The following is a 25,172-nucleotide window of genomic DNA, read 5'->3' on the forward strand; positions in this document are numbered from 1 at the left end:
GAGGCATTCATTCTCGGCTTGGTTGCCGTCCGCTATGAAAGCTATCTATCCGAACGACTGGAGGGGTCTCGCGGCGCCTCCGACCGATTCAAAGTCGAACATCTTCTGCGTCACCAACGCTGCGGCGCCGCGTGCCCATGAATTGTCCTCCCAATCGGGAAGAATGGGAGGTGGTGTCCTGAAGGTTCGCAGTGCCAGCGCCTCTTGTAGAGGCGTCAAAAAGTGTTCGCCGAGTGAAACAGCTTCTCCGCCCGCCACGACCACTTCCGGATCCGTCACGTTGACGAGATTGGCGAGAGCCGTTCCGATGCCGCGCCCCGCATCCTCGACGATCCGGACAGCCGTCGGATCCTCTGCGGCAAGCGCCTGGCGCAGTTCGGAGGTGCCCAGATCCTCGCCGCCACCATTTGCTTCGCGCCAGCGCCGCACCATCGACGCCTCGGAATGGTAGGCCATCAGGCAGCCGCGTTTGCCGCATTCGCAGAGGCGGCCGTTCTCCTCGTAAAGCGTATGTCCGAACTTGCCGGCCGCGCCGTTGGCGCCGCGATAGAGCTTGCCTTCGATGACGAGGGCGCAGCTTATGCCGACGCCGACCGCCAGCACGGCCATGTTGCGATGCTGGCGGCCGAGACCGAACAATTGCTGTGCGATGGCGTAGGCATTGGTATCGTCCTCGAGCCAGACGGGAACATTCGCACGATTGGCGAGAAGGGATGCCAGCGGGACGTTGTCCCATTTGAAGCGATGGCTTCTGATGCACATCGTTTGCTCATGGTTGATAACGCCCGGCATCGATATGCCGATGCCTGTAAGCTTGGCATGCGTGCGCCCCGCAAGTCCGACGAGTCTGGGCACCGTTGCGGCCAGCAGATCTGCGACATCATCCGGCGCCCGGCTGGGCATTGGAATCCTGATGGCGGCAAGGGGGCTCGTCGCGAGGTCCGTCGCGACGCATTCCACCGTGTCGGCCATGAGCTTGAAACCGATCGCCAGCCCGTGCCCATAGTTGATTTCTACAGGGATTGGCCGACGACCGGTGAAGCTTGAAACCGCCTCACCCTCTGTGACGATGCCTTCCTCCACGAGGTCACCGACGACGAAGGTGACGGCGGCGGGACTGAGATGGGTGATCGTTGCCAATTCGGCACGGCTCTTCGGTCCTTCCTGCCTCAGCAGGTTCAGGATCAGACGGCGGTTCATCGCCCTGGCAGTCGTCTGGTCACCTTTGAGCTTCACGATCGAGTTCCTTTATTTTGTAAATAAACTATTGCGACGCTTCCTAATCTATGCATAAGTTTGCCCCGTCGATCAACTCGGAATGAAGGGATCGGCACGTTGAATGCCCGGCGCCACCGTTGTGGAGGACGACCGTCGGGACGTGTTGATCTGCTCAACTGGGAGGAATTCAATGGCATTTTCCAAGCATTTTTCGTCCACCACGCGCCGCACATTTCTGAAGGGTGCAGGCATGGCATCTGCGGCCGCGGTCGCAGGCGGCTTCCCGATCCCGGCAATTGCCCAGACCCAGGAAGTCAACGTGATTTCCGCGGAAAACAACGCCAAGGCGCTTGAAGCGCTGAAGAAGATCGCCGAGGACTTCGGCAAGCAGGCCGGTACGAAGGTCGTCATCAACAATATGGACCACGAGGCCCACAAGACGGCGATCCGCAATTATCTGACGGCAGGTGCGCCAGATGTCTGCTTCTGGTTTTCGGGCAACCGCATGCGGGCTTTCGTCAAGAGAGGCCTGTTCGATGATATCTCGGACCTGTTCGAGAAGGAGAAATACAAGGACGTTCTCGGCGCTAGTACCGGCGCCGTTACGGTTGACAACAAGCAGTATGGTCTACCCACCGGCGGCACCCTCTGGGGCATGTTCTACCGGAAGGACGTCTTCGATCAGAACGGATTGACGGTGCCGACGACGGCGGACGAATTCTCGGCCTATTGCGACAAGGCCAAGGCGGCGGGACTGACGCCGGTTGCCATCGGCACGAAGGAACTCTGGCCGGCCGCCGGCTGGTTTGACCAGATGAATCTTCGCATCAATGGGCTCGACAAACATATGGCGTTGATGGACGGGCAGATGAGCTATCTAGATCCGGCCCTGACACCTGTCTTCGATCAGTGGGAAGCCATGATCAAGAAGGAAGTCTTCACCCCGAACCACACGTCGTTCGGCTGGCAGGAGGCGGCGGCCCTGCTCGCCCAGAAGAAGGCCGGAATGATGAACCTTGGCGCCTTTCTGCGCTCTGCCTTCACGGACGCGGATCTGCCGCAACTGACTTTCGCTCCGTTCCCGACCCTTGATGCCAATATTCCCCGGTTCGAGGAATTCTCGCTGAACTCGGTCCATATTCCGGCAAACGGCAAGAACAAGCAGGGTGCGCGCGAATTCCTCGCCTACTTCTACAAGCCGGAAAATCTCGCGTCCTATCTGGAGCCGGGTGGCAACGTGCCGCCACGCGGCGACCTGCCGCCCAGCAAGGATCCGCTGGTCAATGCCGCGGTCGAATCCTTGAAACAGGTCAAGGGAACCTCGCAATATTACGACCGCGACAGCGACCCGGATATGGCGCAGGCGGGTCTGGTGGGCTTCCAGGAGTTCATGGCCAAACCCGACCGCCGTCAGGCGATCCTGCAGCGCCTCGAAGGCACCCGCAAGCGTATCTACAAGATCTAGCTCTCCTCCCGGCGACCGGGGAGCGGAACTGCGGTTCCGCTCCTTCTATCCTCCAAGAGGTTCTGGACAATGTTGATGTTATGGCGCCGCCAGCGTTGGTGGCTCACCCCGACTATGCTTATCGCTCCGGCCATCATCCTGTTCTTCACGGTCATCCTGCTGTCGGCCGTCCGAAGCCTGTGGATCAGTCTCCACGACTGGGATGGAATGGGCCCGATGACGTGGGTCGGGTTTGGAAATTATGTCGAGCTCTACAACGATCCGCAGTTCTACAAGTCGCTGAAGAACAACCTGATCTGGCTGATAATGTTCATGGCCGCGCCGCCGCTCGGGCTGGCGATCGCGCTGCTCGTCAATCAGAAGATCCGCGGCATGCGCTTTTTGAAGTCGTTGTTCTTCATTCCGCTCGTGCTCGCCTCCGTCACCGTCGGCGTGGTCTTCACCTGGGTCTATACGCCGGAATTCGGGCTTCTTGCGCTGGTCTTCAAGGCGTTTGGAGCAACTGCGCCTGCCGTGCTTTCGGACGAGCATTTCGTCACCTTCGCAATCGTCATCGCGGCGCTCTGGCCGCAGATCACCTTCTGCATGGTGCTCTATCTCGCCGGTCTCAACAACCTGAGCGAGGAGCTTATCGGCGCCGGGCGTGTCGATGGTGCGAGAGGGTGGAATATGCTCTGGCATATCGTTCTCCCGCAACTGACGCAGGTCACGTTCATCGCGATTGCCGTGACCGTCGTCGGCGCTCTTCGATCTTTCGACATGGTGTCGGTGATGACGCGCGGCGGACCTTTCGGTTCCTCGTCGGTGCTCGCCTACCAGATGTTCGAGCAGTCCATCTTCTCTTATCGCTTCGGATATGGCGCGGCGATCGCATCGGTCCTGTTCGTGATCATGGGGCTCTTCATCGTCTGGTATCTGTCGCGGATCATCCGCACCGAAGAAAGGGGCGGTTGATGTATCCTCGTCCAATTCCCGAGACTTCCGTCTGGCACCGCCGGTTCTATTTCCTGGCCGTGCTCACCGTCCTTCTCCTGTGGCTCTGCCCGCTCTTCGCCATCATCCTGACCTCGTTTCGATCGACCGCGGACGTGATGGGTGGCAACCTCTGGGGATGGCCGACCGAGTTCGGCCTCGTCGACAACTACACCGCCGTCTTTACCCAGACGCCGATGGCGCAGTATTTCCTGAACAGTCTGACGATCACGATCCCGTCGGTGATCGGCGTCCTGATTTTAAGCACGCTGTCCGGCTTCGTTCTGTCGAGATACCGGTTTCCGGGAAACATGCTCATCTTCGCGCTCTTCGTCGGCGGCAACTTCCTTCCGCACCAGATCATGATGATCCCGGTGCGCGACCTGATGGTGCGGCTCGACCTGATCGATACGACGACAGCGCTGATTATCTTCCACGTCGCGTTCCAGACCGGCTTTGCGACGCTCTTCATGCGCAATTTCATCGCCGCTCTGCCCGACGAACTGTTTCAGGCAGCAAGGGCGGAGGGAGCCTCGCCTTTCCAGACACTCATTCATGTCGCGGTTCCTCTCGTCCGGCCGGCGCTGGCAGCACTCGCCATCCTCCTCTTCACCTTCATCTGGAACGACTACTTCTGGGCGGTCGTCCTGACGGTGAGCGATTCCGTCAAACCGGTGACCGCCGGCCTTGCCAACCTCCGCGGTGAATGGGTCTCGGCCTGGAACCTCATCTCGGCCGGAACGATCGTCGTCGCCGTCCCGCCCGTCGTGATGTTCTTCCTGATGCAGCGACACTTCATCGCCGGCCTGACGATGGGAGCGGTCAAAGGATGAACGCCCTCAGGAATCCGGAAATCAGATCTTCAAAAGCAGAGAGCCAGGAAGCATGACCAGCCTCGAACTGCGACAGATAAACAAGAACTACGGCACCTACCATGCATTGCGTGGGATCGATCTCTCGGTGGAAGAGGGAGAGTTCATCGTCATGGTCGGTCCGTCCGGCTGTGGCAAGTCGACCCTGCTCAAGACCATCGCGGGTCTTGAAGGCATTACCTCGGGTCAGATCCTCATCAACGGGCGGGACGTCAGCCGCGAGGAGCCGGGTGACCGTGGCATCGCGATGGTGTTCCAGTCCTACGCCCTCTATCCGCACATGACGGTTGCCGAAAACATGGGCTTCGGCCTTCGCATGGCGAAAAGGCCGAAGGCGGAGATTGATGCGGCGGTTGCGCGCGCAGCCAGGATCCTTCGTATTACCGATCAGCTCGAGAAGCGGCCGAAGCAACTGTCGGGCGGGCAGCGCCAGCGCGTCGCGATCGGTCGCGCGATCACGCGCTCGCCGGATGTCTTCCTGTTCGACGAACCGTTGTCGAACCTCGATGCGGCATTGCGCACGCAAATGCGGGTCGAACTGTCGAGCCTGCATTCCGAACTCGGTGCGACCATGGTTTACGTGACCCACGACCAAGTCGAAGCCATGACCATGGCAAGCCGCATCGTCGTCTTGAACCAGGGCGTTATCGAACAGGTCGGATCGCCGCTCGAACTCTATCGCAACCCTGAAAACCTGTTCGTAGCCGGATTCCTTGGCGCTCCGAGAATGAATTTCCTGTCCGTCACTGTGGACGAGGTTTCGGGTCGTCAGGTCAGGGTTTCCGCACCGGGCCTGGCCCCTACGGTGGTCGAACTCTCAGACCCTGCAGCACTCCATAAGGGCACGAACCTGACGCTCGGCGTGCGGCCGGAGAACATTTCGGTGGTAACGGATGGAGCAGGGAGCGGTGCAGTGAACGGCATCGTCCGCCTGGTCGAGCATCTCGGCCGCGAAACGATCCTCTATGTCGATGCCGGCGACCTCCGGACTGTCGCATCGGAAAGCGGAACCGGAAACATCACCGTCCAGCTCAGTTATGTCGCGCCATTCAAGGCCGACCAGCCGGTAGCGCTCAAGCTCGACGCTGCCGAACTCTATCTCTTCGCGCCTGACGCGGGCCGCACGATCAGCGCCCGCAAGGCAATCATCGACAAATAGGTATCAGGATAGTCGCTCGTGTCTGAAAAAAAGTCAGCAAAAATCTCCGCCTGGAATCCGGTCAAGACCGACCGCTTTCTCGTTGGCGCTCCGCACTATCCCGAACATGTCGACGAGAGCTACTGGGAGCGCGACGCTGAACGCATGGCCAAAGCAGGCTTCAATATCGTCAGGATGGCGGAATTTGCCTGGCATATTCTTGAACCTGAGCTCGGACGCTTTGATTTCGACCTGTTCGACAGGGCGATTGCCATCCTCGGAAAGCATGGTATCGACACGATCATGTGCACGCCGACGGCCACACCGCCGCGCTGGCTGACCGTCGCGCATCCCGAGATCCTGCGGGTGGATGGCAAGGGCCGGTCTATGAGCCACGGGTCGCGCCAGCATTGCGACACTGCAAGTCCGGTATTTCGCGAGCATAGCCGGCGCATCACGAAGGCGATGGCGGAGCACTATCGTGACAATCCGCGCGTCGTCGGCTGGCAGACCGACAACGAACTCAACACCAGCATGCCGGAGAGTTTTTCAAAGGCGACGCTGAGCGAGTTTCAGGTCTTCCTTGCCGAGAAGTACCGCACGATCGACAAGCTCAACCATGCCTGGGGAGGGGATTTCTGGGCGACCGCTTATCGGAGCTTCGACCAGGTGGTGCTGCCGATCGAATTCGGGCCTACCTTCCCGAGCCCCGGCCATGTGCAGGACTACCATCGCTTCCTCGCCTTCTCGACGGCGCGCTTCCAGCATGACCAGGTCGAGATCCTTCGTGCCGTCAAACCGTCCTGGTTCGTCTTCCACAATCTGGGCGGCCTGCGGGATATCGACTTCCGCGGACAGTTCACGACCGATCTCGATTTCGTCGGCTACGACATCTATCCGATGCTCTACGACGAGTTCCAGCGCATCGGCAATCACGCCAAGGTGCAGGCGCTTCATCTTGACATCTGCCGCGGCTTTTCCGGCAACTATATCGTGCCCGAACAGCAGTCGAGCTTCGGCAGCCAGCCTGGCTTCTGCACGTTGACGCCGGAGCCCGGAGAAATGCGCCGAATGGCGATGTCCTCGGTTGCGCGCGGCGCCGACGGGCTGATGTTCTTCCGTTGGCGGCCGGCTCATTTCGGCGCCGAGATCTACTGGATGGGGATCATCGATCATGACGATGTCCCACGCCATCGCTACGACGAGGCGAAGCGCTTCGCCACCGAGATGACGGCGCTGCAGGACAAGATCCTCGGTACTTATGTGCGCATGGACGTCGGCATTGCCGGATCGGATTTCGACAATCAGGAGGCTCACAAGACCTATTCGATCGGCCTGCCGAGCCCACAGGACGACGCCGTCCTGCTGCATCAGTATTGCTTTGATCGCGGCATTGCCTGCGGGTTCATTCACCCCGAAGACGATCTCTCGAAGCTGAAACTTCTCTACGTCCCGCATTGGGTCATGTGGAAGGACGAATGGACGGAGCGGCTGAAATCGTTCGCCGAAGACGGCGGCACGGTGGTCTTTGGCGCGCGGACGGGGACGCGCGACGAAAACAACCATGTGATCAGGGAGACGGCGCCGGGAACGTCGCTTTCGAAGCTGACAGGTGTGCGGGTGGGAGATTTCGGCCGGCTTGCGGCACCTGGCGCCAAAGGCCTGTTCGAGGTCATGGAACGATCCGGCGGCCTGGTCGTGCCACCGAACAAGCCGGCTGAATCCCACCGGCGCGAGCGCCGCTTCAAGATCGGCAATCGCGAGCTGACGGCCGGGCATTTCTACGAGAACCTGAGCGTCGATGATGATGTCGAGACAATCGCTACCTGGTCCAACCGCTATGCCGACGGAAGGCCGATGGCGACGTCCAGGAAGGTCGGCAAGGGCCGCGTCGTCTATCTCGGCACCTATCTGACACCGGATCTGACGGAGGCTTTGTCGGAACGCTTGTTCGGCGATGCCGGGATCGAGCCGCTGGTCGCCGACCTCCCCGAGGGAGTGGAGGTGACGATGCGCATGAACGAGGATCGCCGTCTTCTCTTCGTTCAGAACTACACGGACAAGCCCGCCAGGATTGCTCGGGTTCCTGCCGGCGTCGATCTTCTTGACGCAGGCAAGCCGGTGGACGGAGCACTCGCGCTCGAAGGTTACGGCTGCGCCGTGGTGCAGCTCTCTTGAAGCATACCGCGGCGGGGAACACCGTCGACCTGACAGGCTAGGAAAACGATATGACCGATACGGATAGAATTCGCTGGGGCATCCTTGGCCCCGGCCGGATCGCGGGCGACTTCTTCGCGGGTGTTGCTCAATCAAGAACTGGCCGCGTGGAGGCGATCGCCACCCGCAACAACCCGGATCGGCCGGGGCTGGCTGAACGCTTTCCCGGTGCACGCATCCTTCGCGGCTACGACGCTCTTCTGGCGGACAAGGACATCGACGCCGTCTACATTTCGACGCCGCACCCGACCCACGCGGAATGGGCGATCAAGGCGGCGAAAGCCGGAAAGCACGTGTTATGCGAGAAGCCGATCGGCCTTTCGGCAGCCGAGGCCGAAGCCATGCAGACTGCGGCACGTGCAGCCGGGACCTTCCTTGGCGAAGCCTACATGTACCGGCTGCATCCCCTGACGCTGAGACTGATCGAGCTTCTGAAGGAAAAGGCGATCGGCGACGTGCGCATGGTCAAGTCGAGCTTCGGTTTTGCCAAGCCATTCGAAGAAGGTCACAGGCTGTTTGCAAACGATCTCGCGGGTGGCGGTATCCTCGATGTCGGTGGGTATCCGGTTTCGATGGCGCGTCTGATCGCCGGCATCGGCCAGCCGAACGGCCTCATCGAGCCCGACCAGGTGTTCGGCGTCGGACATCTCGGCTCGACGGGCGTCGACGAATGGAGTGTTGCCATCCTGCGCTTTCCGAATGGTGTCGTCGCCGAAGTCGCCTGCTCGGTATCACTTGCGCAGGACAACGTTCTTCGCATCTTCGGCACGGCCGGTTCGATCGAAATCGACCATTTCTGGTTCGCCGCAGGCAAGCAGGGCGGCACCGCCGTCATCAGACTGTTCGATGCCGCCGGAAAGCGGAGAGACATCGCCGTCGAAGAGCCCCGACACGTCTACAGTTTCGAGGTCGACGCGGCGGGAGAGGCGATCAAGGCAGGGCGGGGCGAGTTTGCCTATCCCGGCATGACGGCGGCCGATACGCTTGGCAATCTCAAGGTGATGGACAAGTGGCGCGCCAGCATCGGGCTGGAATACGCGCTTGAGACACCCGCCATTCGGACGAGGACGCTGACCGGCGAAACGCTCCGGCGCAGGGATCAGATCGTGCCACGCGGACGCATTCCCGGCGTTGAGAAGGAAAGCTCGATGCTGGCGCTCGGCATGATGTTGTTTTCGACCTTCCCGGGCGCCGCGATCGTCCTTGACGAGTTCTTCGAAGCGGGTGGCAATCTGATCGACTCCGCCTTCCAGTATGGGGGAGGAACGCAGGACCGGCTGATTGGCGAATGGGTTCGCAGCCGTGGCGTCAGGAGTGAGGTTGTCATTATCGAGAAGGGGGCGCATTCGCCGCTCTGTTATCCCGACGTCATCGCCAAGCAACTGACGACAAGCCTCGAACGCATGCAGACCGACTATGTCGACGTCTACTTCATGCATCGTGACAATCCCGACATACCGGTTGGCGAATTCATCGACGCCATGGATGCGGAGGTAAGGGCAGGTCGCATCCGCGGGCCAATCGGCGGATCGAACTGGACGCGCGAGCGCATGGATCAAGCGATCGACTATGCCGAACGTACCGGCAAGACGAGACCCAGCATCCTTTCCAATAACTTTTCGCTCGCGGAGATGGTCGATCCGGTCTGGCCAGGATGCATCGCCTCGTCGAACACAGTCTGGAAGAACTGGCTGAAGGCGCGGAAGGTGGTCAATTTTGCCTGGTCCAGCCAGGCGCGCGGTTTCTTCACCGACAGGGCGGGGCGGGATAAACTGTCGGATCGCGATCTGGTGCGTGCCTGGTATTCCGAACTGAATTTCCAGCGAAAGGCGCGGGCAGAAGAGCTTGGTCTTCGTCTTGGCAAGGATCCGATCCAGATCGCGCTCGCCTATGTCCTGCACCAGCCCTGGCCGGTCATTCCCCTGATCGGTCCGGCGAGCCTTGCGGAGCTTCGCCATAGTCTGGCTGCCTCCGCCATCAGGCTTTCGCCCGAAGAAGTGCGGTGGCTTGAGACTGGCGAACGGGCGTGATCGAAATGGAGTCCGCAGCCGCTTCCGGTGGTCAGGATTGCATGATGTCAGACAGGTTGATCGTCTGGGTGGCTGGTCTGGGCACGAACCCGAACAACGTGCTGCTATCGTTCCGGAACTCCTGGGAGACGACCTTTCGGATGCCAGGTTGACAGAATCGTGCTTTTCGATGAGAACAAAAGATGAACAAATGGGAAGGTAAGCATTCATGATACGTTTCGCGCCAAAGATAGAGCAGGACGCTGCCCCAGCAATCAAAGTTGCAAAGTCGAACGCCAAGATACGATTAGACGTCGAGCTATCGGACATTCCCACTGCTGCCGTTGAGAACGAAACCTACAAGATGGAGGGGCAGGCCACCACGACGATATCGGGACCTGCGGGGCCTGCCGCAAAACCCCTTGAGTTATCAGGGGAGCTCCCTGCGAAAGGCAGAAAGACGGGTTCCAGGAAGCGCAAAGAGGTAACAGGCCCCAAGCAGCACGAAATCAGCAACCGGGGTCGCGATCAAATCGTTGGCGATTTGCTGCTCGACCTCTGACGATAGGCTTTAGGTACCGGTATTGAAGGGCTTTCGCGTGTTTTATCATCTTCTTCGGATTTTTTCTGGGGTCACGTCGCTTCCGCCGTGCGACCTTGTGTTCAATTCCATCTCGCAAAGTTCATCGATGGTCTGGCGTCGGCGGATAAGCCGGGAATTCACTCCGTCCATGAGATATTCGGCAGCATGAAGCCGGCTGTTATAGTTTGACGACATGGAAGCGCCATAGGCACCCGCTCCATGGAAAACGAGCAAATCGCCGACCTCGGCAGGAGGGAGCGCCCGCGTCTCGACCACGCCTTCGGCTCCTTGCGTGAATACGTCTCCCGATTCGCAGAGCGGGCCCGCTACAACAGTAGGGCGTAGCTCGGATGAGCTGAGGTTTCGACCATCGTGCGCCAGCACCGAGATCTCGTGGTAGCTGCCGTAGAGGGCGGGGCGCATCAAGTCGTTGAAGCCCGCGTCAACGAGGGTGAAGTGATTTCGCCCAACCTGCTTGGTAGCGCGGACCTCGGCCAGCAGCAAACCGGCTTCTGCCACGAGGAAGCGCCCCGGCTCGATCTCCAGGCGCACGGCATGGCCGAGCCTGCTTTCCGCTTGCCTGCGCACGCGGTCCCACAAGCTAAAATAATGTGCAGTGTCGATCGCCCTGTCCCCGTCGCGATAGGGAACCGACAGGCCGCCCCCGGCAGAAATCGCCTCGAAATCGTGATCCAGATCGTTCAGCAGGCCCGTCATCGCATGACAGACCCGCTCAAGATGGCCGTAATCGACGCCGGAGCCGATATGCAGATGAAGCCCGACGAGATGCAGGCGATAGCGGCGAACCAGTTCGACAGCCTGATTAAGCTCGCCATGCCAGATGCCATGCTTGCTGTTTTCGCCGCCCGTATTTGTCTTGTTGCTGTGGCCATGGCCGAAACCCGGATTGACGCGAAGCCAGACGCGGTGACCGGGCGACAGATCGCCAAGCTGGTGCAGCATGTCGATGGAGCCGATATTGACCTCGAGCTTGTCGTTGACGACGCGGCGCAAAGCCGGGCGGTCGAAAATATCGGCGGTGTAGACAATGCCCGCAGCACCTGAGACGGTCGGGCCGGTGGAAAATCCCGCCCGCTGCGCGCGATCGATTTCGCCTGAGGATACGGAGTCCACAAGCACACCCGCCTCACGCATGAGCGAGAGGATGTGGATATTGGAGCACGCTTTCTGCGCATAGCGGATCACATCGAACGCGCCGAGCTGTCTTATCCGATCGCGGATCGTCGGAGCGTCGTAGACCCATAAGGGCGTTCCATACTCATGAGCAACAGCAGTGAGGTGATTGGCAGAGATGATGGGCATGATGCTCGTTGTCCGTAAAGTGACCGCCCTCCGAACCGAGTATCGTTTCAAGTTGGGCAATGCGGTTTTCACAGAGAGGTTGACCACGAAATCGGGCATATGAAAAATATCAATTTTTCCAAACTGTATTCAATTTGGATATGAGGCAGGCATGGCTGTTACCCTTCGGCATATCGAGGTCTTCAGGGCTGTGATGACGACAGGTAGCGTCACGGATGCGGCCGCGATGCTGAGTACCTCCCAGCCAACGATCAGCCGGGAGCTGGCACGGTTCGAGCACCTCATCCAGATGAAACTTTTTGAGCGTGCGCGCGGTCGCCTCCGCCCGACTGCGCATGCGCTGCAATTGTTCGAGGAGGTGCAGCGCGCCTATTTCGGCCTGGACCGGATCATCAGCACGGCGACGTCGCTGCGCCAGTTCGAGCAGGGGCAGCTCTCCATCGCTTGCCTGCCGGTTTTTTCTCAATCGATCCTGCCGCAGACCTGCCGGCATTTCATCGAGCAGTTCCCGAACGTGGGCATTAGCATCGTTCCGCAGGAGTCGCCTCTGCTGGAGGAATGGTTATCAGCGCAACGCTATGACTTCGGGTTGACCGAGGTTGGATATGCCCCTCAGGGCACGGAGCTAACCCCGCTCATGACGCTCGACGAGATTTGCGTGTTGCCGGATGCTCACCCGCTTCTTGAAAAGACCTTCCTTTTACCAGGCGATTTCGAAGGGCAATCCTTTGTCAGCCTGTCGGCGATGGACAGCTACCGGCAGCAGATCGATCAGATTTTTCGAAACGCCGGCATCACCCGGCGCATGGTCATCGAGACTCATAGCGCGGCATCCGTCTGTTCGATGGTGCGGGAAGGAATTGGCCTAGCTGTCATCAATCCCCTGACGGCCCTGGATTATGCCGGCCAGGGTGTCCATCTTCGCCGCTTGTCGTTTTCGATCCCGTTTTCCGTCAGCGTCGTTCGGCCGATCCATCGGCCGCCGTCGCAACTGGTCGAAGTTTTCGGGGCCGAATTGACGCGGCAAGCCAGACGGATCGAAGTCCGGCTTGCGGCTCTCATTGGGCCTCGGTGAGTTCGTCGATACAGGCGATCGGGATGTGTTGCCGATGCCTTTCACGCGTACGTTAGTTCAGTATCGGTTCGCCAGCGGTGATGCGTTGTCCGCCTTCGTCGAACAGGTGAACGGCATCGTGGAGCGGAGCGATCCGCAGCACATCACCTGGGGCCGCTCTGATCCGTTCCCGGAAGACGCAGCTGATCGTCTGAGCGCCAAGACGGGCAATCACCAATGTCTCGGATCCCGTCGGCTCGACAACCGCGGTTGTCACCTCGATGCCGTTGGGATCGAGTGTAATGTGCTCGGGGCGAATGCCGTACGTGACGGCGCCGGATGGACGCCGTTCGCTCGGCAGAATAAGCCCGTCTTCGGTCCGGAAACCTTCATTCGTCATGCTCCCCTTGATGAAGTTCATCGCCGGGGAGCCAATGAAACCGGCGACAAAGAGATTGTCCGGGCGATCGTAGAGTTCGAGCGGCGAGCCCGACTGCTCGATCACGCCGTCCTTCATCACGACGATCTTGTCTGCCATCGTCATCGCCTCGATCTGATCGTGCGTGACATAGATAGTCGTGGTCTTCAGCCGCTGATGCAGCTCCTTGATCTCGGATCGCATCTGGACGCGCAGCTTGGCATCGAGGTTCGACAGAGGCTCGTCGAACAGAAAGACGGCGGGATCCCGAACGATCGCGCGACCCATGGCGACACGCTGCCGCTGACCGCCTGACAATTGCTTCGGATAGCGCTCCAGAAGCGCCTCCAGGCCGAGGATCTTGGCGGCATTGCCGACACGCTGATCGATCTCCGTCTTTGGCATGCGCTTCAGCCGCAACGAGAAGCCCATATTCTTGGCGACCGTCATATGCGGATAGAGGGCATAGTTCTGGAACACCATGGCGATGTCGCGATCCTTCGGCGCCAGCTCGTTGACGATATGCTTGCCGATCTGGATCTCGCCCGAGCTGATGTCTTCCAGACCGGCGATCATCCTGAGAAGGGTGGATTTGCCGCAACCTGAGGGACCGACAAGGACGACGAACTCGCCGTCGCGGATATCGACCGACACGCCTTTGATGGCTTTGAACGCTCCGTAATCCTTGCGCGCATTGTTCACTCTAACATGAGCCATTTTCGTCCTCCCCGGCAACGCTCAAAGCGTGTTCAAGACGTTTCTGAGGTAGGCGAGGCCAAGGCGTTCACCTTCTTTTCTGGCCTCGAGATCCTTGCCCGGCCATCCGTAGGCTGCGTCCTCATGCTCGATCGAAAGGGTGCCGTCGAAGCCGTTGGTTCGCGCCTGGCGCAGGAAGCGCTGCCAGTCGAGAAGGCCCTGGCCCGGCAGCTTGTATTGCCACCAGCCCTTGCCGTGATAGCCGACGGCCTGCTGGGCGGCAGCATCGATTGCAGTATCCTTAGCATGGAGAATGGCAATGCGATCCTTGACAGCGTCCATCGCCGCATAGGGGTCGACGCCGATGCGGATCAGGTGCGACGGGTCGAATTCAAGACCGAAGCGTCGGTCGGGTATGCGCTTGAAGAGCTCCTGCCATCCCTTTGGCGTCGTTCCGACGAAATTATCCTTGGGCCCCGGCCAGTTTTCGATCGCGAAGACCAGGCCGCTTGACGTCGTCTTGGCAATCAGCCGGTTGGCGAAATCGGCAAAATCATCGTAATTGGCTTCGTCATCGGCATTGTCATCGCGTCCGGGAAAGATCACGAAGATCGGCACGCCCGCTTCGCCGATCGCCTGGGCAAATTCCTCCGTGCGGGTGCGAAGCTCGCCGCGCTTGTCGCTGTCGGTATCGAGCTGATTGCCGAAATAGGTGATCGAGGAGACGAAGAGATTATGGTCACGGGCAAGCGCCACGGCAGACTGCACCTTGTCCGGTGTCCTGATATGGCCGCCGACATCGATTTCGACTGCGTCAAAACCGGCTGAGGCCGCGAAATCCACGACTTCCTCGAGCGGCCGGTCGTTGAATGTCGATGTATAAAAACCAATCCTCATCAATATCCTCCCGGCCTTGCCGGCTGTTTTAATTGTTCAGGCGATCCATGAATTTGAGGGGCGAACGGGTGCGTTGAACGGCGTCGGCGGATGCCAGCATCAGGGCGGCTGCCATCGGCATCGCGGCAGCACCGAGTGCTGAAGCGTCCTCGCCGATCGAGGCACGATGCAGCGAAGGCAATGTGTTGTCTCCGGCCGTCAGATGTTCGTGAACGTAGCGCAGCAACTCGTCGATCATGCGGATCGGCAGTCGGCCGCCGATGATGATGGCGTCGGGATCGACGATCATGCCGATATGCTTGACCGCAACGGCAAGATGAGCACTCATTTCCTTCAGCCACTTCGACACCAGAGCCTTGCCGCGGGCATCGAGTGTCAGGAGATCCTGAGGCACGCTTGCACGGACGCCGTGTTCGCCAAGAAACTTGTAGAGAAAAAACATCGTTACCACCTCGCCGAGAAGATCGACCTTCGGAGCGGTCTTGTCCCGGTCGTCGGCAATCGGCAGCCAGCCGATTTCGCCGCTCAGCGCCATGGCGCCGCGATGACCGTTGCCGTCGAGAACGAGCCCTCCGCCGAGGCAGGCATTGATGGCGATATAAAAGAAGCTGCGGCTTTCCGCCCCGAGGCCATAGTCAAGCTCGGCAAGTGCGGCCGCATTGGTCTCATTTTCGATGAAGACCGGATGCTGCGTCAGGCTTTCGAGCGCAGAGCGCACATCGAATTCCATCCATTCCGAATAGTCGCCGGGCATGCCGAGGAAAGGGATCTCCCCGAGCCAGTCGGGCATGGCGAGCCCGATGCCGGCCAGGTGCGCGTCATCAATCAGGCGGCTTCGCTGGAAATGCGATATCGCATCGGCCGTGAGCTGCATGAATTCGGCGGGGCGCACATAGCGTTTTTCGTGATGAACGCGGGCGCGCACGTTGCCGACGGCATCGACGGCGACAATCGTCAGGTGATCGCGATCGATGTTGATGCCGATCGCGAAGAATGCGTCGGGATTGATCTCGAGCTCGATTGCCGGTTGCCCCCTTAGCCCATGCCGCCGGCGAGCCTCGATGATCAGGCCCTCGTCGAGCAGGCGATCGACGATCCGGGCGATCGCCGGCTTCGTGAAGCCGGTCTGTCGGGCAATTTCGGCACGCGAAATCGGCGCCTGCCGATGGACACAACGCAGCACGACGGCCCTGTTGTGCTCGCCCGCATCCTCGACATTGGCCCCCGTCAGATCGGGGGACAGTCTGGCGCTGGTCATCTGGTTCATGGTCGGGATCCTCTATCAGCCATGGACACGCGAACCGACCTTACCCTTTCACCGCGCCGCTGGTCATGGCGCCAAGGATCAGCCGTTGAAGCGACAGGAATGCCACGATTGCCGGAACGACGGAAATCAGGCAGGCGGCGGCTAGCAGTTGGATGGACGAGTCGGTCTGCATGCCACGGAAGTTAAAGATTCCGACGCCGATCGGCATCAGGTCATTTTTGGTGAGCAGCAGGAAGGGCACCAGGAATTGCGACCAGCCGGCAATCACCGTGATAATGAAGACCGAGGCAATGCCCGGTGCCGACAGGGGCAGGATGATGCGCCAGAAGACCGAGAAGCGGTTGCATCCGTCGATCATCGCGGCTTCATCCAGGCTGCGCGGAATGCCGTCGACGGTACCTTTCAACAGCCAGGTCGCAAGGGGAACACCGAGCGCGATATAGACCATGACGACGGCAAAATGCGTATCGAGCAGGCCGAGACGGTTCATGTAGCGATAGAGCGGCACCATGATGACGAGCGGCGAGATCATCTGGAAAAGCAGGAGCCCCATCATCGAGAGGCCCTTGCCGCGGAACTGGAAGCGCGAGAAAGCGTAAGCGGCAGGCAAGGCAACGATCAGCACGCCGAAGCCGCTCAAGGCCGCAAGCTTCAGGCCGTTCCAGAGATAGATTGGAAAATAGCTGTTGTTGAGAACGGTGATGAAATTCTGGATGGTGGGATTGTCGGGAATATAACGCGCCGCGCCGCGATAGACCTCACGCTTGTCACGCAGCGCCATCGACAGGAGATAGGTGAGGGGGCCGGCAAAGAAGACGAACATCACCAGCATGAAGAGATAGCTCATGGCATCGCCGAGCCGTGTTCCGGTGCGTCCGCTCATTGCTCTTCCTCCTTCGGCAGGAACGACGCATAGACGAAGGCAAGGCCGAGGCTGATGATCAGCATCAGCACGGAGAGCACGCTGCCGCCGGAGAGATCGTAGTTTCGGAAGACGATGTTGAAGACGTAGAGCGAGATGACCTCGGTCGCGCGCCCGGGGCCGCCGCCGGTCAGTGTGATGATCGCATCGAAGGTGTTCACCGTCTGGATAGTGATCAGGATCATGTTGACGAGAATTGCGGCGCGCAGCTGCGGAAGTGTCACGAAAAAGAACTGCTGCGAAGCCGTGGCACCGTCGACCTCGGCGGCTTCGTAGAGCGAGGGATCGATCGATTTCAGTGCAGCATACATCACGACCATCGAAAAGGCCGTGCCGCGCCAGATGTTCGAGATCAGCGTCGACCAGGGTGCCATCGCCGGATCCGAAAGCCAGGCAACTGTCGGCATGTGCATCAGCCTCAAAATGCTGTTCAGCGCGCCATAAGGCGCTTCGGAAAACAGCATCTGCCAGATGATGCCGCCGGCAATGCCTGGTACGACCCAGGCGACCAGCGCCGTCGTCCTCAGGATCGTGGTGCCGAACAGGCCGCGCTTTTCGCCGCGGATGACAGTGACAGCGACCGCAAGACCGAGAATCTGCTGGCCGATGACGCTGCCGCCGACGAAGATCAGCGTCGCCCAGAGAATGTCGGGCAGTTGCGGCGAGCTGAGCGCATTGGCGATCGAACCCAGCGTATAGTCCTGGTTTTCGCCGATCAGCGTCGCATTGGTGAAGGAAAGCCGGAAAACGTCGATGACGGGATACAGGTAGAATATGCCGATGACGACGATCACGGGCATGATCCAGGGCAGGGGCGCACCGGCGAACCGGCGCATGAACGTTCTGCTTTGAGGCGGGCTGTCAGCCTCGATGGCAATAGGGCTCATTGGCTTCTCTGTCCGGGTTTGGCACTGTCGACGGCGCCTAAAAGGCAGGCGCCGCCGCGGTCGGAAGCGTTGGAAACGCCCGGGATCAGAGCCGCTTGTAGGCCTCCATCGCCGCGCTGAATGCGGCATCCAGGGCTTCTTCCGGTTTCCTCGTTCCCGAGAGCACGTCGCCCATCATGATCTGGATCTGGTTAGAGATCTCCGGATAGATCGGCACGCCGGGACGCGCCTGGCCGTCGACGAGCGCATTGGCGAAGGTCTTGTTGGCTTCCGTTGAGAAAACCTCATACTTGTCGAAGAGCGACTTGCGCGTCGGCAGCTGCTGCTGCAGCGCGTTTGCCGGACCCATATAGACGTCGCGCGCCAGATTGGCGCACATCTCGATCTTCTCCTTGTCCTTGCTGAAGGAAGCGATCGTCCAGCCGCCGGTGCCTGTCGACTTCTGTTCGGCCGTGGGGCCGGGGATCGGCGAGAAGGTCCAGTTCTTGAATTCTTCTTCGTCGAGCGTCGCCTTCAGCTGCGCATATTGCCAGTTGCCTCCGATGAAGAGTGCTGTCGTCGCCGCTGCTGCCGCGGCATTCATGTCGTCGTAATTGGCGATGGTGGTGACACGCTTGGGGGCCGCACCGGAATCGACCAGATCCTTGAAGTAGTTCAGCGCCTTCAGGAATTTCTCCTTGTTCTCGCCTTCGCCGAAGACCGGCTTGCCCGAGTCGTCGACGAGCTTGCCGCCGAGCGCCCAGTAGTTCGCCAGCCAGTCGAAGGTGGTGCCTTCCCAGCGCCCGCCGTTGAAGAGGACGCCTTCCATACCTTCCTTGGTGGAGGCAAGTGCGGCCTTCTTCAGGTCGTCCCAGGTCTGCGGCGCATCGGCTACAACAGACTTGTTGCGGTAGAGGACGCGAAGGTCCGTATCCCACCACCAGGCGCGGATCGTCTGATCCTTGTCGGTGATGCCGCTGCGGATGAAGGGGAAGAGATCGTCGACTTCTTCCTTGGAGAAATAGGGCGTAAAATCCGCCAGCACTTTATTGACCATGAACTGCGAGAGCACGAAGGAGTCGACGGCGGCGCAATCCGGCGCATTGCCGGCCTTGGCCTGCTCCAGCATCTTGGCCTGTTCCGTGCCGATGTCGGAGGACATGAACTGCATCTGCAATTTCCAGTCCGGGTGCTTCTTGATGAAGTCGACAAAGAGCTTCTGGTAACCTTCTGCGATGTTGGGGTCGGAATTGTTCGGACTGTCGTTCGTGAGCCGGACCACTAGGGTTTTTGGCGCATCTGCAGCGCCGATCCTGTCTTTTGTCGCAAGCTCCTGGGCAAATGCGGCAGGCACTGAAAATAACATTGTGCTCAGCGCTAACGCGCTGATGAACGCTCTCTTCATGATGGGTCTCCTCCCCATTTTAAACGGATACAGCCTGGTGGTCGGTTGACCTCTCCTCATTTCCATGCTGCATTAATTAGATTAAGTTACTTTGATTTGATGTCAAGCCGCAGCATTGGGAGGATTGAGATGCCGGCGACATTCAATACAAGTTAGCGGACCGCCGCCGCACTTCCAGATCACAAAAAATCCAACCACTCCGGGCATCCGTGATGGCGTGGAGAGGTTTTGCCTCGGCTGCGTGAGGTGGCCGAACCTGACATCTATGGAGGATCAGATGCGCTTACTCATTCTCGGCACTGGTGGAATGGCCAATCAGCATGCCGCAAATTTCAAGGCGATCGACGGCGTTAGCGTTGTGGGCGGGGTGGATGTCGTACCCGAGCGGCTGGCGGCCTTTTGCTCGGAACATGGCGTCCCCAATCACTTCAGCACACTCGAGGAAGCCCTTGCCTGGGGCGAGTTCGATGCTGTCGCCAATGTCACTCCCGACCGCATCCATCACCTGACAACGCTTCAGGCGATTGCGGCGGGCAAACACGTTTTCTGTGAAAAGCCGCTTGCGACCGATGCCACCAAGGCGATGGAAATGACCGATGCTATCGAAAAAGCGGGCAAGGTCGGCATGGTCAATTTCACCTATCGCAATTCTCCCGCCCTGCAGAAGGGACGGCAGATGGTGCTTGCCGGCGAGATCGGCGAGATCAGGCATGTCGAGGCATCGCATCTGCAGAGCTGGCTCGTTGGCCGCCATTGGGGTGACTGGAAGAGCGAGAGCAAATGGCTGTGGCGCCTCAGCAAGAAGCACGGCTCGAACGGCGCGCTCGGCGATATCGGCATCCATATCGTCGATTTTGCGTCCTATGGTTCGGGGCTCGATGTCGCCCACGTCTTCGCGCGGCTGAAAACCTTCAACAAGGCGCCGGGCGACAAGATCGGCGAATATGATCTCGATGCGAATGACAGCTTCACGATGAATGTCGACTTCACGACGGGTGCGATCGGCACCATCCAGGCGACGCGAACCGCGGCCGGCCAGATGGATCAGCTGCGTCTCAGGGTTTATGGCGAGACCGGTTCGATCGAGATGATCTACGACACCGGAAAGTCGACGCTCCGGGCCTGCCTCGGCGAAGACGTTCATACTGCCACATGGCGCGACATCCCCTTCGATCCGGTGGAGACCAATTACCAGCGCTTCGTGCAGGCGGTGAGGGCAGGCAAGACGCAGGAACCGTCGTTCCGCCGCGCGGCGAATATCCAGAAGGTGCTCGATAAGGCGCTTGCCTCGGATGCCAGCCACAGAGACGAGGCGCTTGGCTGAGCCGGCTTGCGCCGGTTCAGGCTGATACTGGCGGCAACAGGGTGTTGAGGAAGGGCAGCAATGCCGCCCCCAGTGCCACGCCGCCGCCACTGAAGCTCGCCGGCTTCATCGGCGAAATCCATGGCGTCAGGAAGGGACGCTTTGACGTGTCGCGCCGTTCGACGGAGAGCTGGTGGATCAACGCTTCGATGACGCTTCGCGGCAGGTCGCCGCCGATCATGATGACACCTGGCGCGATGAAGCCGGCCATGGCGATGATCGGATCGAGCAGGTGGCTTGCGGCATCGCGGATCCACTGCGTCAATTGAGGGGAAGACGGCTCCTCGCCCGCGATGAGCCGCCCGAACTCGTCCTCGCTGACGAGCGTCCGCAGGGCGCCGAAACCGACCACAGTGTTCAGCCTGATATTGTCGGGGCCGGTCAGCATTTCGCCGATACTGCCCGCGCGTCCGTGAACGCCGGAATAGGGGATACCGCGAACGAGGAAGCCGGCCTGGACATCTTCATCGATGATGATCATCGCCAGTCCGCCTTCGGGGGCAGGCGCGCCGATGGTGCGCTCGGCAAGCAGGCTTGCGGTGCACTCGTTTTCCACGTGGCTGGTCGGAAGCGTTGATGCTTGGTCGAGTTCATCGCTTTCCGCTGCCGTCCAGTCATTGGACCCGATCCCCAGGCCGATGATCGGCAAGCCGGCATGCCGGCCGATCATGTTTTCGGTTACCGAAAGGATTGACGGCACGCGCGTTGTCGGGGTGAGGGGAAAATATTCGCGGTCATGGACCTGGCCGCTGAGATCAATCAGGACCGCTTCGCCTCGGCTTTGGCGAACCCTGATACCGATCGAGAATGCCCCATCCGGCCGCAGGGCAAATTCAGTGGCAGTGGCGCTATTGCCCGCGCCGTTGCGGCGATGCGACGTCACCAGGCCTCCGTCACTCAGGCGGCGCAGGATATTGGTGATGCCCGGACCGGTAAGCCCGGAATGCCGGCCAAGTTCCGTCCGGGTCAATGGACCATGCCGGCGGATCGCTTCCAGGATGACGCGGATATTTCTGTCGGCGATTTCTCCCGACCGCAGACCGATTGTTTTACTCCGCGTAACGGCCGTTTCCTCTGCCTGACGCCGCGGCCCGGATCGAAGATACCGCATGACCGTCTTCCCTAAGCACCTGAATGCTTGTGTATCACCGCCAAAACTCTCGCAACTTATTTCTTGAATGCTTGACGTGAAAACAAAGTTACTTAATCTAAGGGCAGCCACGCGTTTCGGTTGGAGGAGACGGGACGCGGCGCGTGCGGCTCATCTGCGCGTCCCTGGTTTTCTCCCCGCCCGTCAGTTGCTTATTTTCCAATAGGACCCGCCATGTCTCTCACTCTCGCCCAACGTCTCGATCGTTTGAAGGTTCGTACAGCCGAGCTTGCTCACTGGCGCGACAGGCAAAGCGTTGTGATCGACGGCTGGACCTTCGACGGCGAGCCGATCGCCCATCATCAGGATTGGCCGCACCGCAAGGGAACTGTTCATTTCGCGGCATCCGCGGCGGCACCGGGCGACTGGCCAATCGAAGAGGTTCGCCTGCAGCTCGATCTCGGCGGCGAAAGCCTGATTACATTGCTCTATCCGGGCGGGGAGGCCGAGACATTCGGGCTCGACCCCTACCATCAGGAATTCCCGATCAAGGGCAGGGAGTTTTCAATTGCGACCGAAAGCGTTGCACGCTTTCCCTTCGGTGAGCCGAACCGGGCACCGAAGCTCAACAGGGCGCGGCTGATCTGGCTGGATGAACCGGTCCATAAGCTGCACCTTCTGTTGCGGCAGCTCGGCGAAGCCGCCGATGTGCTGGAAAACCATGAGGTCTTGCCGCACCTCATCGAGGCGGCCGAACAGGCGCTGCGCAGCCTCGACTGGCCCTCGGACACGTCAGCCTATATTTCGCGCACATCCGGTGCGGTCATGCAGCAGAAGATCTGGGAACTGCCAGAGCTTGAGTCAAACCCGGCCGGCCTTAATGAAGCGCAGAGCGCTTCGGCTGGTGCCGCCTATGATCAGCTGGTCGCGCGTCTGAAAGAGCTTCAGAAGCGATTCCCGCCGAATGGCGAGCTGTTGCTGACTGGCCATGCCCATATCGACCTTGCCTGGCTCTGGCCCTACGGCGAGACGCGCCGGAAGATGCGCCGCACCTTCAACACTGCGCTCTCGCTGATGGAGCGGTCGGACGACTTCCGGTTCAATCAATCGACCGCTCATTATTATGCGCAGATGGAAGAGGACGATCCAGAGCTTCTCGAGCGGATCAAGAAGAAGGTTGCCGAGGGCAAGTGGGAAACCGTCGGCGGCATGTGGGTCGAACCCGACACCAACATGCCGACCGGTGAAAGCCTTGCGCGGCAGGTGCTTTACGGGCAGCGCTATTTCGAGAAACACTTCGGCCTGCGCCATACGGTCTGCTGGCTGCCGGACTGCTTCGGCTTTTCGGGTGCCTTGCCGCAGATTTTGAAGCTTGGCGGGATCGACAGCTTCTTCACCATCAAGGTGAACTGGAGCGAGACCAATCATATCCCATCCGACTTGTTCTGGTGGAAGGGGCTCGATGGAAGCAAGGTTCTGACCCACACTTTCGACAATCCCATGCATGGCTACAACGGTTTCGTGCAGCCGGATTGCTTCGTGCCGACCTGGAAGAATTTCCGCGGCAAGACGCAGCACGACACGTCGCTGCTGGCCGTCGGCTACGGCGATGGCGGGGGTGGCGTGACAGCTGAAATGGTCGAGCGCGAAGTGCAACTGCGTGACTTCCCGGCGATCCCGAGTGCACGCTGGGGGACGGTGAAGAGCTTTTACGAGAAGGCCCACCGCACTGCGACGGAAAAGGAACTTCCGGTCTGGGACGGGGAAATCTACCTCGAACTGCACCGCGCGACCCTGACCTCCCAGAGCGGCGTCAAGCGCAAGCACCGTCAGGCCGAACGAGCGCTGATCACCGCGGAGACAATCGCTTCGCTCGCGCATCTGCTGGGTGCTGCCAAACCGCAAAGCCTCGAGACCGACTGGCGCGTCGTCCTGAAGAACGAGTTCCACGATATTCTGCCGGGCTCGAGCATCCGCGAAGTCTATATCGATGCCGAACAGGAACTCGACGGCGTCATCGGCAATGCCAAGGCGGAACAGGACAAGGCTTTGAAGGCGCTATCGGCCCAGCTTCCGGCGGGCGGGATGGCGGATGCGCTGGTTGCCGTCAATCCGTCGCTCGCGCCGCGGCCACTCACTGCGAGACTTTCCGATGGGACAGTCCTGTCATCTGCCGATACTGTCGCGCCACTTTCCGTCGCTGTCTTTGATCGCGGGATACTCAAGCCCGCCGGCATGCTGAAAGCCGATACGCACAGCCTCGAAAACGAGCATCTGTCTGTTGTCATCGGCAAAGATGGCGCCGTTTCGAGCCTTGTTCACAAGGCAACGGGCAGGGAGGCGATCGAGAGCGCAGCCAATCAGCTCTGGGTCTATCCGGCCGACAAACCACGCAATTGGGATGCCTGGGACGTTGATGCCGATTATGCCGAAAAGGCTGTCCGCCTCGACAGGCCCGAGAGCATCACGCTTGCCGAACAGGGGCCGCATCGCGCGGCGATCCGCGTCGTTTACCGATACCGGAACTCGACCGTTACGCAGCTTTACGTGCTGACCGCCAATGCCCGCAGGCTTGATATCGAGACGACGATCGACTGGCATGACCGGCGTACGCTGCTAAGAACGCTGAACCCGGTCGCCGTGCGTTCACGCACTGCCACCTTCGAATGCGCCTTCGGTATCGTCGAGCGGCAGACACACACGAACACGTCCTGGGAGCAGGCAATGTTCGAAGCTGCCGCACATCGTTTTGTCGATCTCAGCGAACCGGGCTTTGGCGTCGCTCTGCTCAACAATGCCAAATACGGGCACAGTGCACGAGGCAATGTCATCGGCATGAGCCTCGTGCGCTCGCCGATCTATCCCGATCCGCTTGCCGATGAAGGCGAGCAGAGCTTTACTTATGCGCTGATGCCGCATGAGGGCGCCTGGCATGAAGGCGACGTCCTCAAGGAAGCGATCGATCTCAATCAGCCGCTCGTGACCATCGAGGCCAGTGGTCTCTCGGCAGGCACTCTGTCGCCTCTCGGTGTAGAGGGCATACCGGTCGCCTTTTCGGGACTGAAGCCGGCGGAGGAGGGAGAAGGCCTTATCCTGCGGCTTTACGAACCGGCGGGCCGGCGCGGTCGGCTTTCGATCGCCTTGCTCTCGGGCTGGCAGGCTTCGGGACCACTGAACATCCTCGAAGAGCCGATCGAGCGTGCAGGCCCTGCCGATATCATGCCGTTTGAAATTCGGACCTGGCGGCTGCAACAAAGCTGATCGCGGTTATATCTGGGAGGGATCGCCACGCGTTCCAAATCTGTTGCGATCACTCGTGAAGAGCGATCGCAATGCACTGCGTTTGTCTCGACAGGATGCGGAAAGAGGCCGTGGCGGCTATATGACGACCGGGTGA

General features: G+C 60.0%; 19 protein-coding genes. 10 read left to right on the plus strand and 9 right to left on the minus strand.

What is annotated here, in order from left to right:
• Positions 1 to 45 precede the first annotated feature (45 nt).
• Complete coding sequence (locus tag H4W29_RS30050; RefSeq protein WP_192732404.1) at positions 46 to 1,236, minus strand: ROK family transcriptional regulator; 1,191 nt, start codon at positions 1,234 to 1,236, stop codon at positions 46 to 48.
• A gap of 172 nt (positions 1,237 to 1,408) precedes the next feature.
• Here H4W29_RS30050 and H4W29_RS30055 point away from each other — a divergent pair, with 172 nt between their 5' ends.
• The 7 genes from H4W29_RS30055 to H4W29_RS30085 all read left to right on the plus strand — a co-directional run bounded on the left by H4W29_RS30055 (position 1,409) and on the right by H4W29_RS30085 (position 10,453).
• Positions 1,409 to 2,683 carry an ABC transporter substrate-binding protein gene (locus H4W29_RS30055; RefSeq protein ID WP_192732405.1) on the plus strand — a complete coding sequence of 425 codons (1,275 nt, stop codon included), beginning with the start codon at positions 1,409 to 1,411 and terminating at the stop codon, positions 2,681 to 2,683.
• A 69-nt stretch (positions 2,684 to 2,752) separates the two neighbouring features.
• Positions 2,753 to 3,637 carry a carbohydrate ABC transporter permease gene (locus tag H4W29_RS30060; protein WP_192732406.1) on the plus strand — a complete coding sequence of 295 codons (885 nt, stop codon included), beginning with the start codon at positions 2,753 to 2,755 and terminating at the stop codon, positions 3,635 to 3,637.
• Entirely contained in the window at positions 3,637 to 4,488 is an 852-nt protein-coding gene (locus H4W29_RS30065) for a carbohydrate ABC transporter permease (protein WP_192732407.1), read from the plus strand. The genes H4W29_RS30060 and H4W29_RS30065 overlap by 1 nt, the downstream gene beginning before the upstream one ends.
• 52 nt (positions 4,489 to 4,540) lie before the next feature.
• A complete protein-coding gene (locus tag H4W29_RS30070; protein WP_192732408.1) occupies positions 4,541 to 5,686 on the plus strand; it encodes an ABC transporter ATP-binding protein in 1,146 nt (381 codons plus the stop codon).
• An 18-nt stretch (positions 5,687 to 5,704) separates the two neighbouring features.
• The gene (locus H4W29_RS30075) at positions 5,705 to 7,843 is read left to right on the plus strand and encodes a beta-galactosidase (RefSeq protein WP_192732409.1); all 2,139 of its coding nucleotides are present in this window, start codon (positions 5,705 to 5,707) and stop codon (positions 7,841 to 7,843) included.
• A 50-nt stretch (positions 7,844 to 7,893) separates the two neighbouring features.
• Entirely contained in the window at positions 7,894 to 9,912 is a 2,019-nt protein-coding gene (locus H4W29_RS30080; RefSeq protein ID WP_192732410.1) for an aldo/keto reductase, read from the plus strand.
• A 208-nt stretch (positions 9,913 to 10,120) separates the two neighbouring features.
• The gene (locus tag H4W29_RS30085; RefSeq protein ID WP_192732411.1) at positions 10,121 to 10,453 is read left to right on the plus strand and encodes a hypothetical protein; all 333 of its coding nucleotides are present in this window, start codon (positions 10,121 to 10,123) and stop codon (positions 10,451 to 10,453) included.
• A 45-nt stretch (positions 10,454 to 10,498) separates the two neighbouring features.
• Here the strand turns inward: H4W29_RS30085 and lysA are convergent, their stop codons facing one another.
• Positions 10,499 to 11,797 carry a diaminopimelate decarboxylase gene (lysA, locus tag H4W29_RS30090; RefSeq protein ID WP_192732412.1) on the minus strand — a complete coding sequence of 433 codons (1,299 nt, stop codon included), beginning with the start codon at positions 11,795 to 11,797 and terminating at the stop codon, positions 10,499 to 10,501.
• A gap of 151 nt (positions 11,798 to 11,948) precedes the next feature.
• Here lysA and H4W29_RS30095 point away from each other — a divergent pair, with 151 nt between their 5' ends.
• Positions 11,949 to 12,872, plus strand: coding sequence for a LysR family transcriptional regulator (locus tag H4W29_RS30095; protein ID WP_192732413.1), 924 nt, complete (start codon positions 11,949 to 11,951; stop codon positions 12,870 to 12,872).
• A gap of 52 nt (positions 12,873 to 12,924) precedes the next feature.
• Here H4W29_RS30095 and H4W29_RS30100 read toward each other — a convergent pair whose 3' ends face one another.
• The 6 genes from H4W29_RS30100 to H4W29_RS30125 form a co-directional block, all read right to left on the minus strand.
• Positions 12,925 to 13,986, minus strand: a complete 1,062-nt coding sequence (locus H4W29_RS30100) for an ABC transporter ATP-binding protein (protein ID WP_192732414.1) — start codon at positions 13,984 to 13,986, stop codon at positions 12,925 to 12,927.
• 21 nt (positions 13,987 to 14,007) lie between these two features.
• Positions 14,008 to 14,862, minus strand: a complete 855-nt coding sequence (locus H4W29_RS30105; protein ID WP_192732415.1) for a sugar phosphate isomerase/epimerase family protein — start codon at positions 14,860 to 14,862, stop codon at positions 14,008 to 14,010.
• A 28-nt stretch (positions 14,863 to 14,890) separates the two neighbouring features.
• A complete protein-coding gene (locus tag H4W29_RS30110; RefSeq protein WP_192732416.1) occupies positions 14,891 to 16,129 on the minus strand; it encodes an ROK family transcriptional regulator in 1,239 nt (412 codons plus the stop codon).
• A gap of 40 nt (positions 16,130 to 16,169) precedes the next feature.
• Positions 16,170 to 17,012 (minus strand): carbohydrate ABC transporter permease, encoded by an 843-nt coding sequence (locus H4W29_RS30115; RefSeq protein WP_007825911.1) that lies wholly within the window; start codon positions 17,010 to 17,012, stop codon positions 16,170 to 16,172.
• Entirely contained in the window at positions 17,009 to 17,938 is a 930-nt protein-coding gene (locus H4W29_RS30120) for a carbohydrate ABC transporter permease (protein WP_025669448.1), read from the minus strand. The genes H4W29_RS30115 and H4W29_RS30120 overlap by 4 nt, the downstream gene beginning before the upstream one ends.
• A gap of 85 nt (positions 17,939 to 18,023) precedes the next feature.
• Positions 18,024 to 19,322 (minus strand): type 2 periplasmic-binding domain-containing protein, encoded by a 1,299-nt coding sequence (locus H4W29_RS30125; RefSeq protein ID WP_192732417.1) that lies wholly within the window; start codon positions 19,320 to 19,322, stop codon positions 18,024 to 18,026.
• Between the two features lie 277 nt (positions 19,323 to 19,599).
• Between H4W29_RS30125 and H4W29_RS30130 the strand changes: the two genes are divergently transcribed.
• Positions 19,600 to 20,646 (plus strand): Gfo/Idh/MocA family protein, encoded by a 1,047-nt coding sequence (locus H4W29_RS30130; protein WP_192732418.1) that lies wholly within the window; start codon positions 19,600 to 19,602, stop codon positions 20,644 to 20,646.
• 16 nt (positions 20,647 to 20,662) lie between these two features.
• Here H4W29_RS30130 and H4W29_RS30135 read toward each other — a convergent pair whose 3' ends face one another.
• On the minus strand, positions 20,663 to 21,796 hold the full coding sequence (locus tag H4W29_RS30135) for an ROK family transcriptional regulator (RefSeq protein WP_192732419.1): 1,134 nt from the start codon (positions 21,794 to 21,796) through the stop codon (positions 20,663 to 20,665).
• A gap of 213 nt (positions 21,797 to 22,009) precedes the next feature.
• Between H4W29_RS30135 and H4W29_RS30140 the strand changes: the two genes are divergently transcribed.
• Positions 22,010 to 25,036, plus strand: coding sequence for an alpha-mannosidase (locus H4W29_RS30140; RefSeq protein ID WP_192732420.1), 3,027 nt, complete (start codon positions 22,010 to 22,012; stop codon positions 25,034 to 25,036).
• Positions 25,037 to 25,172: the final 136 nt, after the last annotated feature.

It is taken from the genome of Rhizobium viscosum (assembly GCF_014873945.1).
In the GTDB taxonomy this organism is placed as follows: Bacteria; Pseudomonadota; Alphaproteobacteria; order Rhizobiales; family Rhizobiaceae; genus Rhizobium; species Rhizobium viscosum.

What these genes read in the sequence shown, in the direction of transcription:
- H4W29_RS30055 (WP_192732405.1), top strand. Translation starts at nt 1,409, where the DNA reads ATGGCATTTTCCAAGCATTTTTCGTCCACCACGCGCCGCACATTTCTG.
- H4W29_RS30060 (WP_192732406.1), top strand. Translation starts at nt 2,753, where the DNA reads ATGTTGATGTTATGGCGCCGCCAGCGTTGGTGGCTCACCCCGACTATG.
- H4W29_RS30065 (WP_192732407.1), top strand. Translation starts at nt 3,637, where the DNA reads ATGTATCCTCGTCCAATTCCCGAGACTTCCGTCTGGCACCGCCGGTTC.
- H4W29_RS30070 (WP_192732408.1), top strand. Translation starts at nt 4,541, where the DNA reads ATGACCAGCCTCGAACTGCGACAGATAAACAAGAACTACGGCACCTAC.
- H4W29_RS30080 (WP_192732410.1), top strand. Translation starts at nt 7,894, where the DNA reads ATGACCGATACGGATAGAATTCGCTGGGGCATCCTTGGCCCCGGCCGG.
- H4W29_RS30085 (WP_192732411.1), top strand. Translation starts at nt 10,121, where the DNA reads ATGATACGTTTCGCGCCAAAGATAGAGCAGGACGCTGCCCCAGCAATC.
- lysA (WP_192732412.1), bottom strand. Translation starts at nt 11,797, where the DNA reads ATGCCCATCATCTCTGCCAATCACCTCACTGCTGTTGCTCATGAGTAT.
- H4W29_RS30095 (WP_192732413.1), top strand. Translation starts at nt 11,949, where the DNA reads ATGGCTGTTACCCTTCGGCATATCGAGGTCTTCAGGGCTGTGATGACG.
- H4W29_RS30100 (WP_192732414.1), bottom strand. Translation starts at nt 13,986, where the DNA reads ATGGCTCATGTTAGAGTGAACAATGCGCGCAAGGATTACGGAGCGTTC.
- H4W29_RS30105 (WP_192732415.1), bottom strand. Translation starts at nt 14,862, where the DNA reads ATGAGGATTGGTTTTTATACATCGACATTCAACGACCGGCCGCTCGAG.
- H4W29_RS30110 (WP_192732416.1), bottom strand. Translation starts at nt 16,129, where the DNA reads ATGAACCAGATGACCAGCGCCAGACTGTCCCCCGATCTGACGGGGGCC.
- H4W29_RS30115 (WP_007825911.1), bottom strand. Translation starts at nt 17,012, where the DNA reads ATGAGCGGACGCACCGGAACACGGCTCGGCGATGCCATGAGCTATCTC.
- H4W29_RS30120 (WP_025669448.1), bottom strand. Translation starts at nt 17,938, where the DNA reads ATGAGCCCTATTGCCATCGAGGCTGACAGCCCGCCTCAAAGCAGAACG.
- H4W29_RS30125 (WP_192732417.1), bottom strand. Translation starts at nt 19,322, where the DNA reads ATGAAGAGAGCGTTCATCAGCGCGTTAGCGCTGAGCACAATGTTATTT.
- H4W29_RS30130 (WP_192732418.1), top strand. Translation starts at nt 19,600, where the DNA reads ATGCGCTTACTCATTCTCGGCACTGGTGGAATGGCCAATCAGCATGCC.
- H4W29_RS30135 (WP_192732419.1), bottom strand. Translation starts at nt 21,796, where the DNA reads ATGCGGTATCTTCGATCCGGGCCGCGGCGTCAGGCAGAGGAAACGGCC.
- H4W29_RS30140 (WP_192732420.1), top strand. Translation starts at nt 22,010, where the DNA reads ATGTCTCTCACTCTCGCCCAACGTCTCGATCGTTTGAAGGTTCGTACA.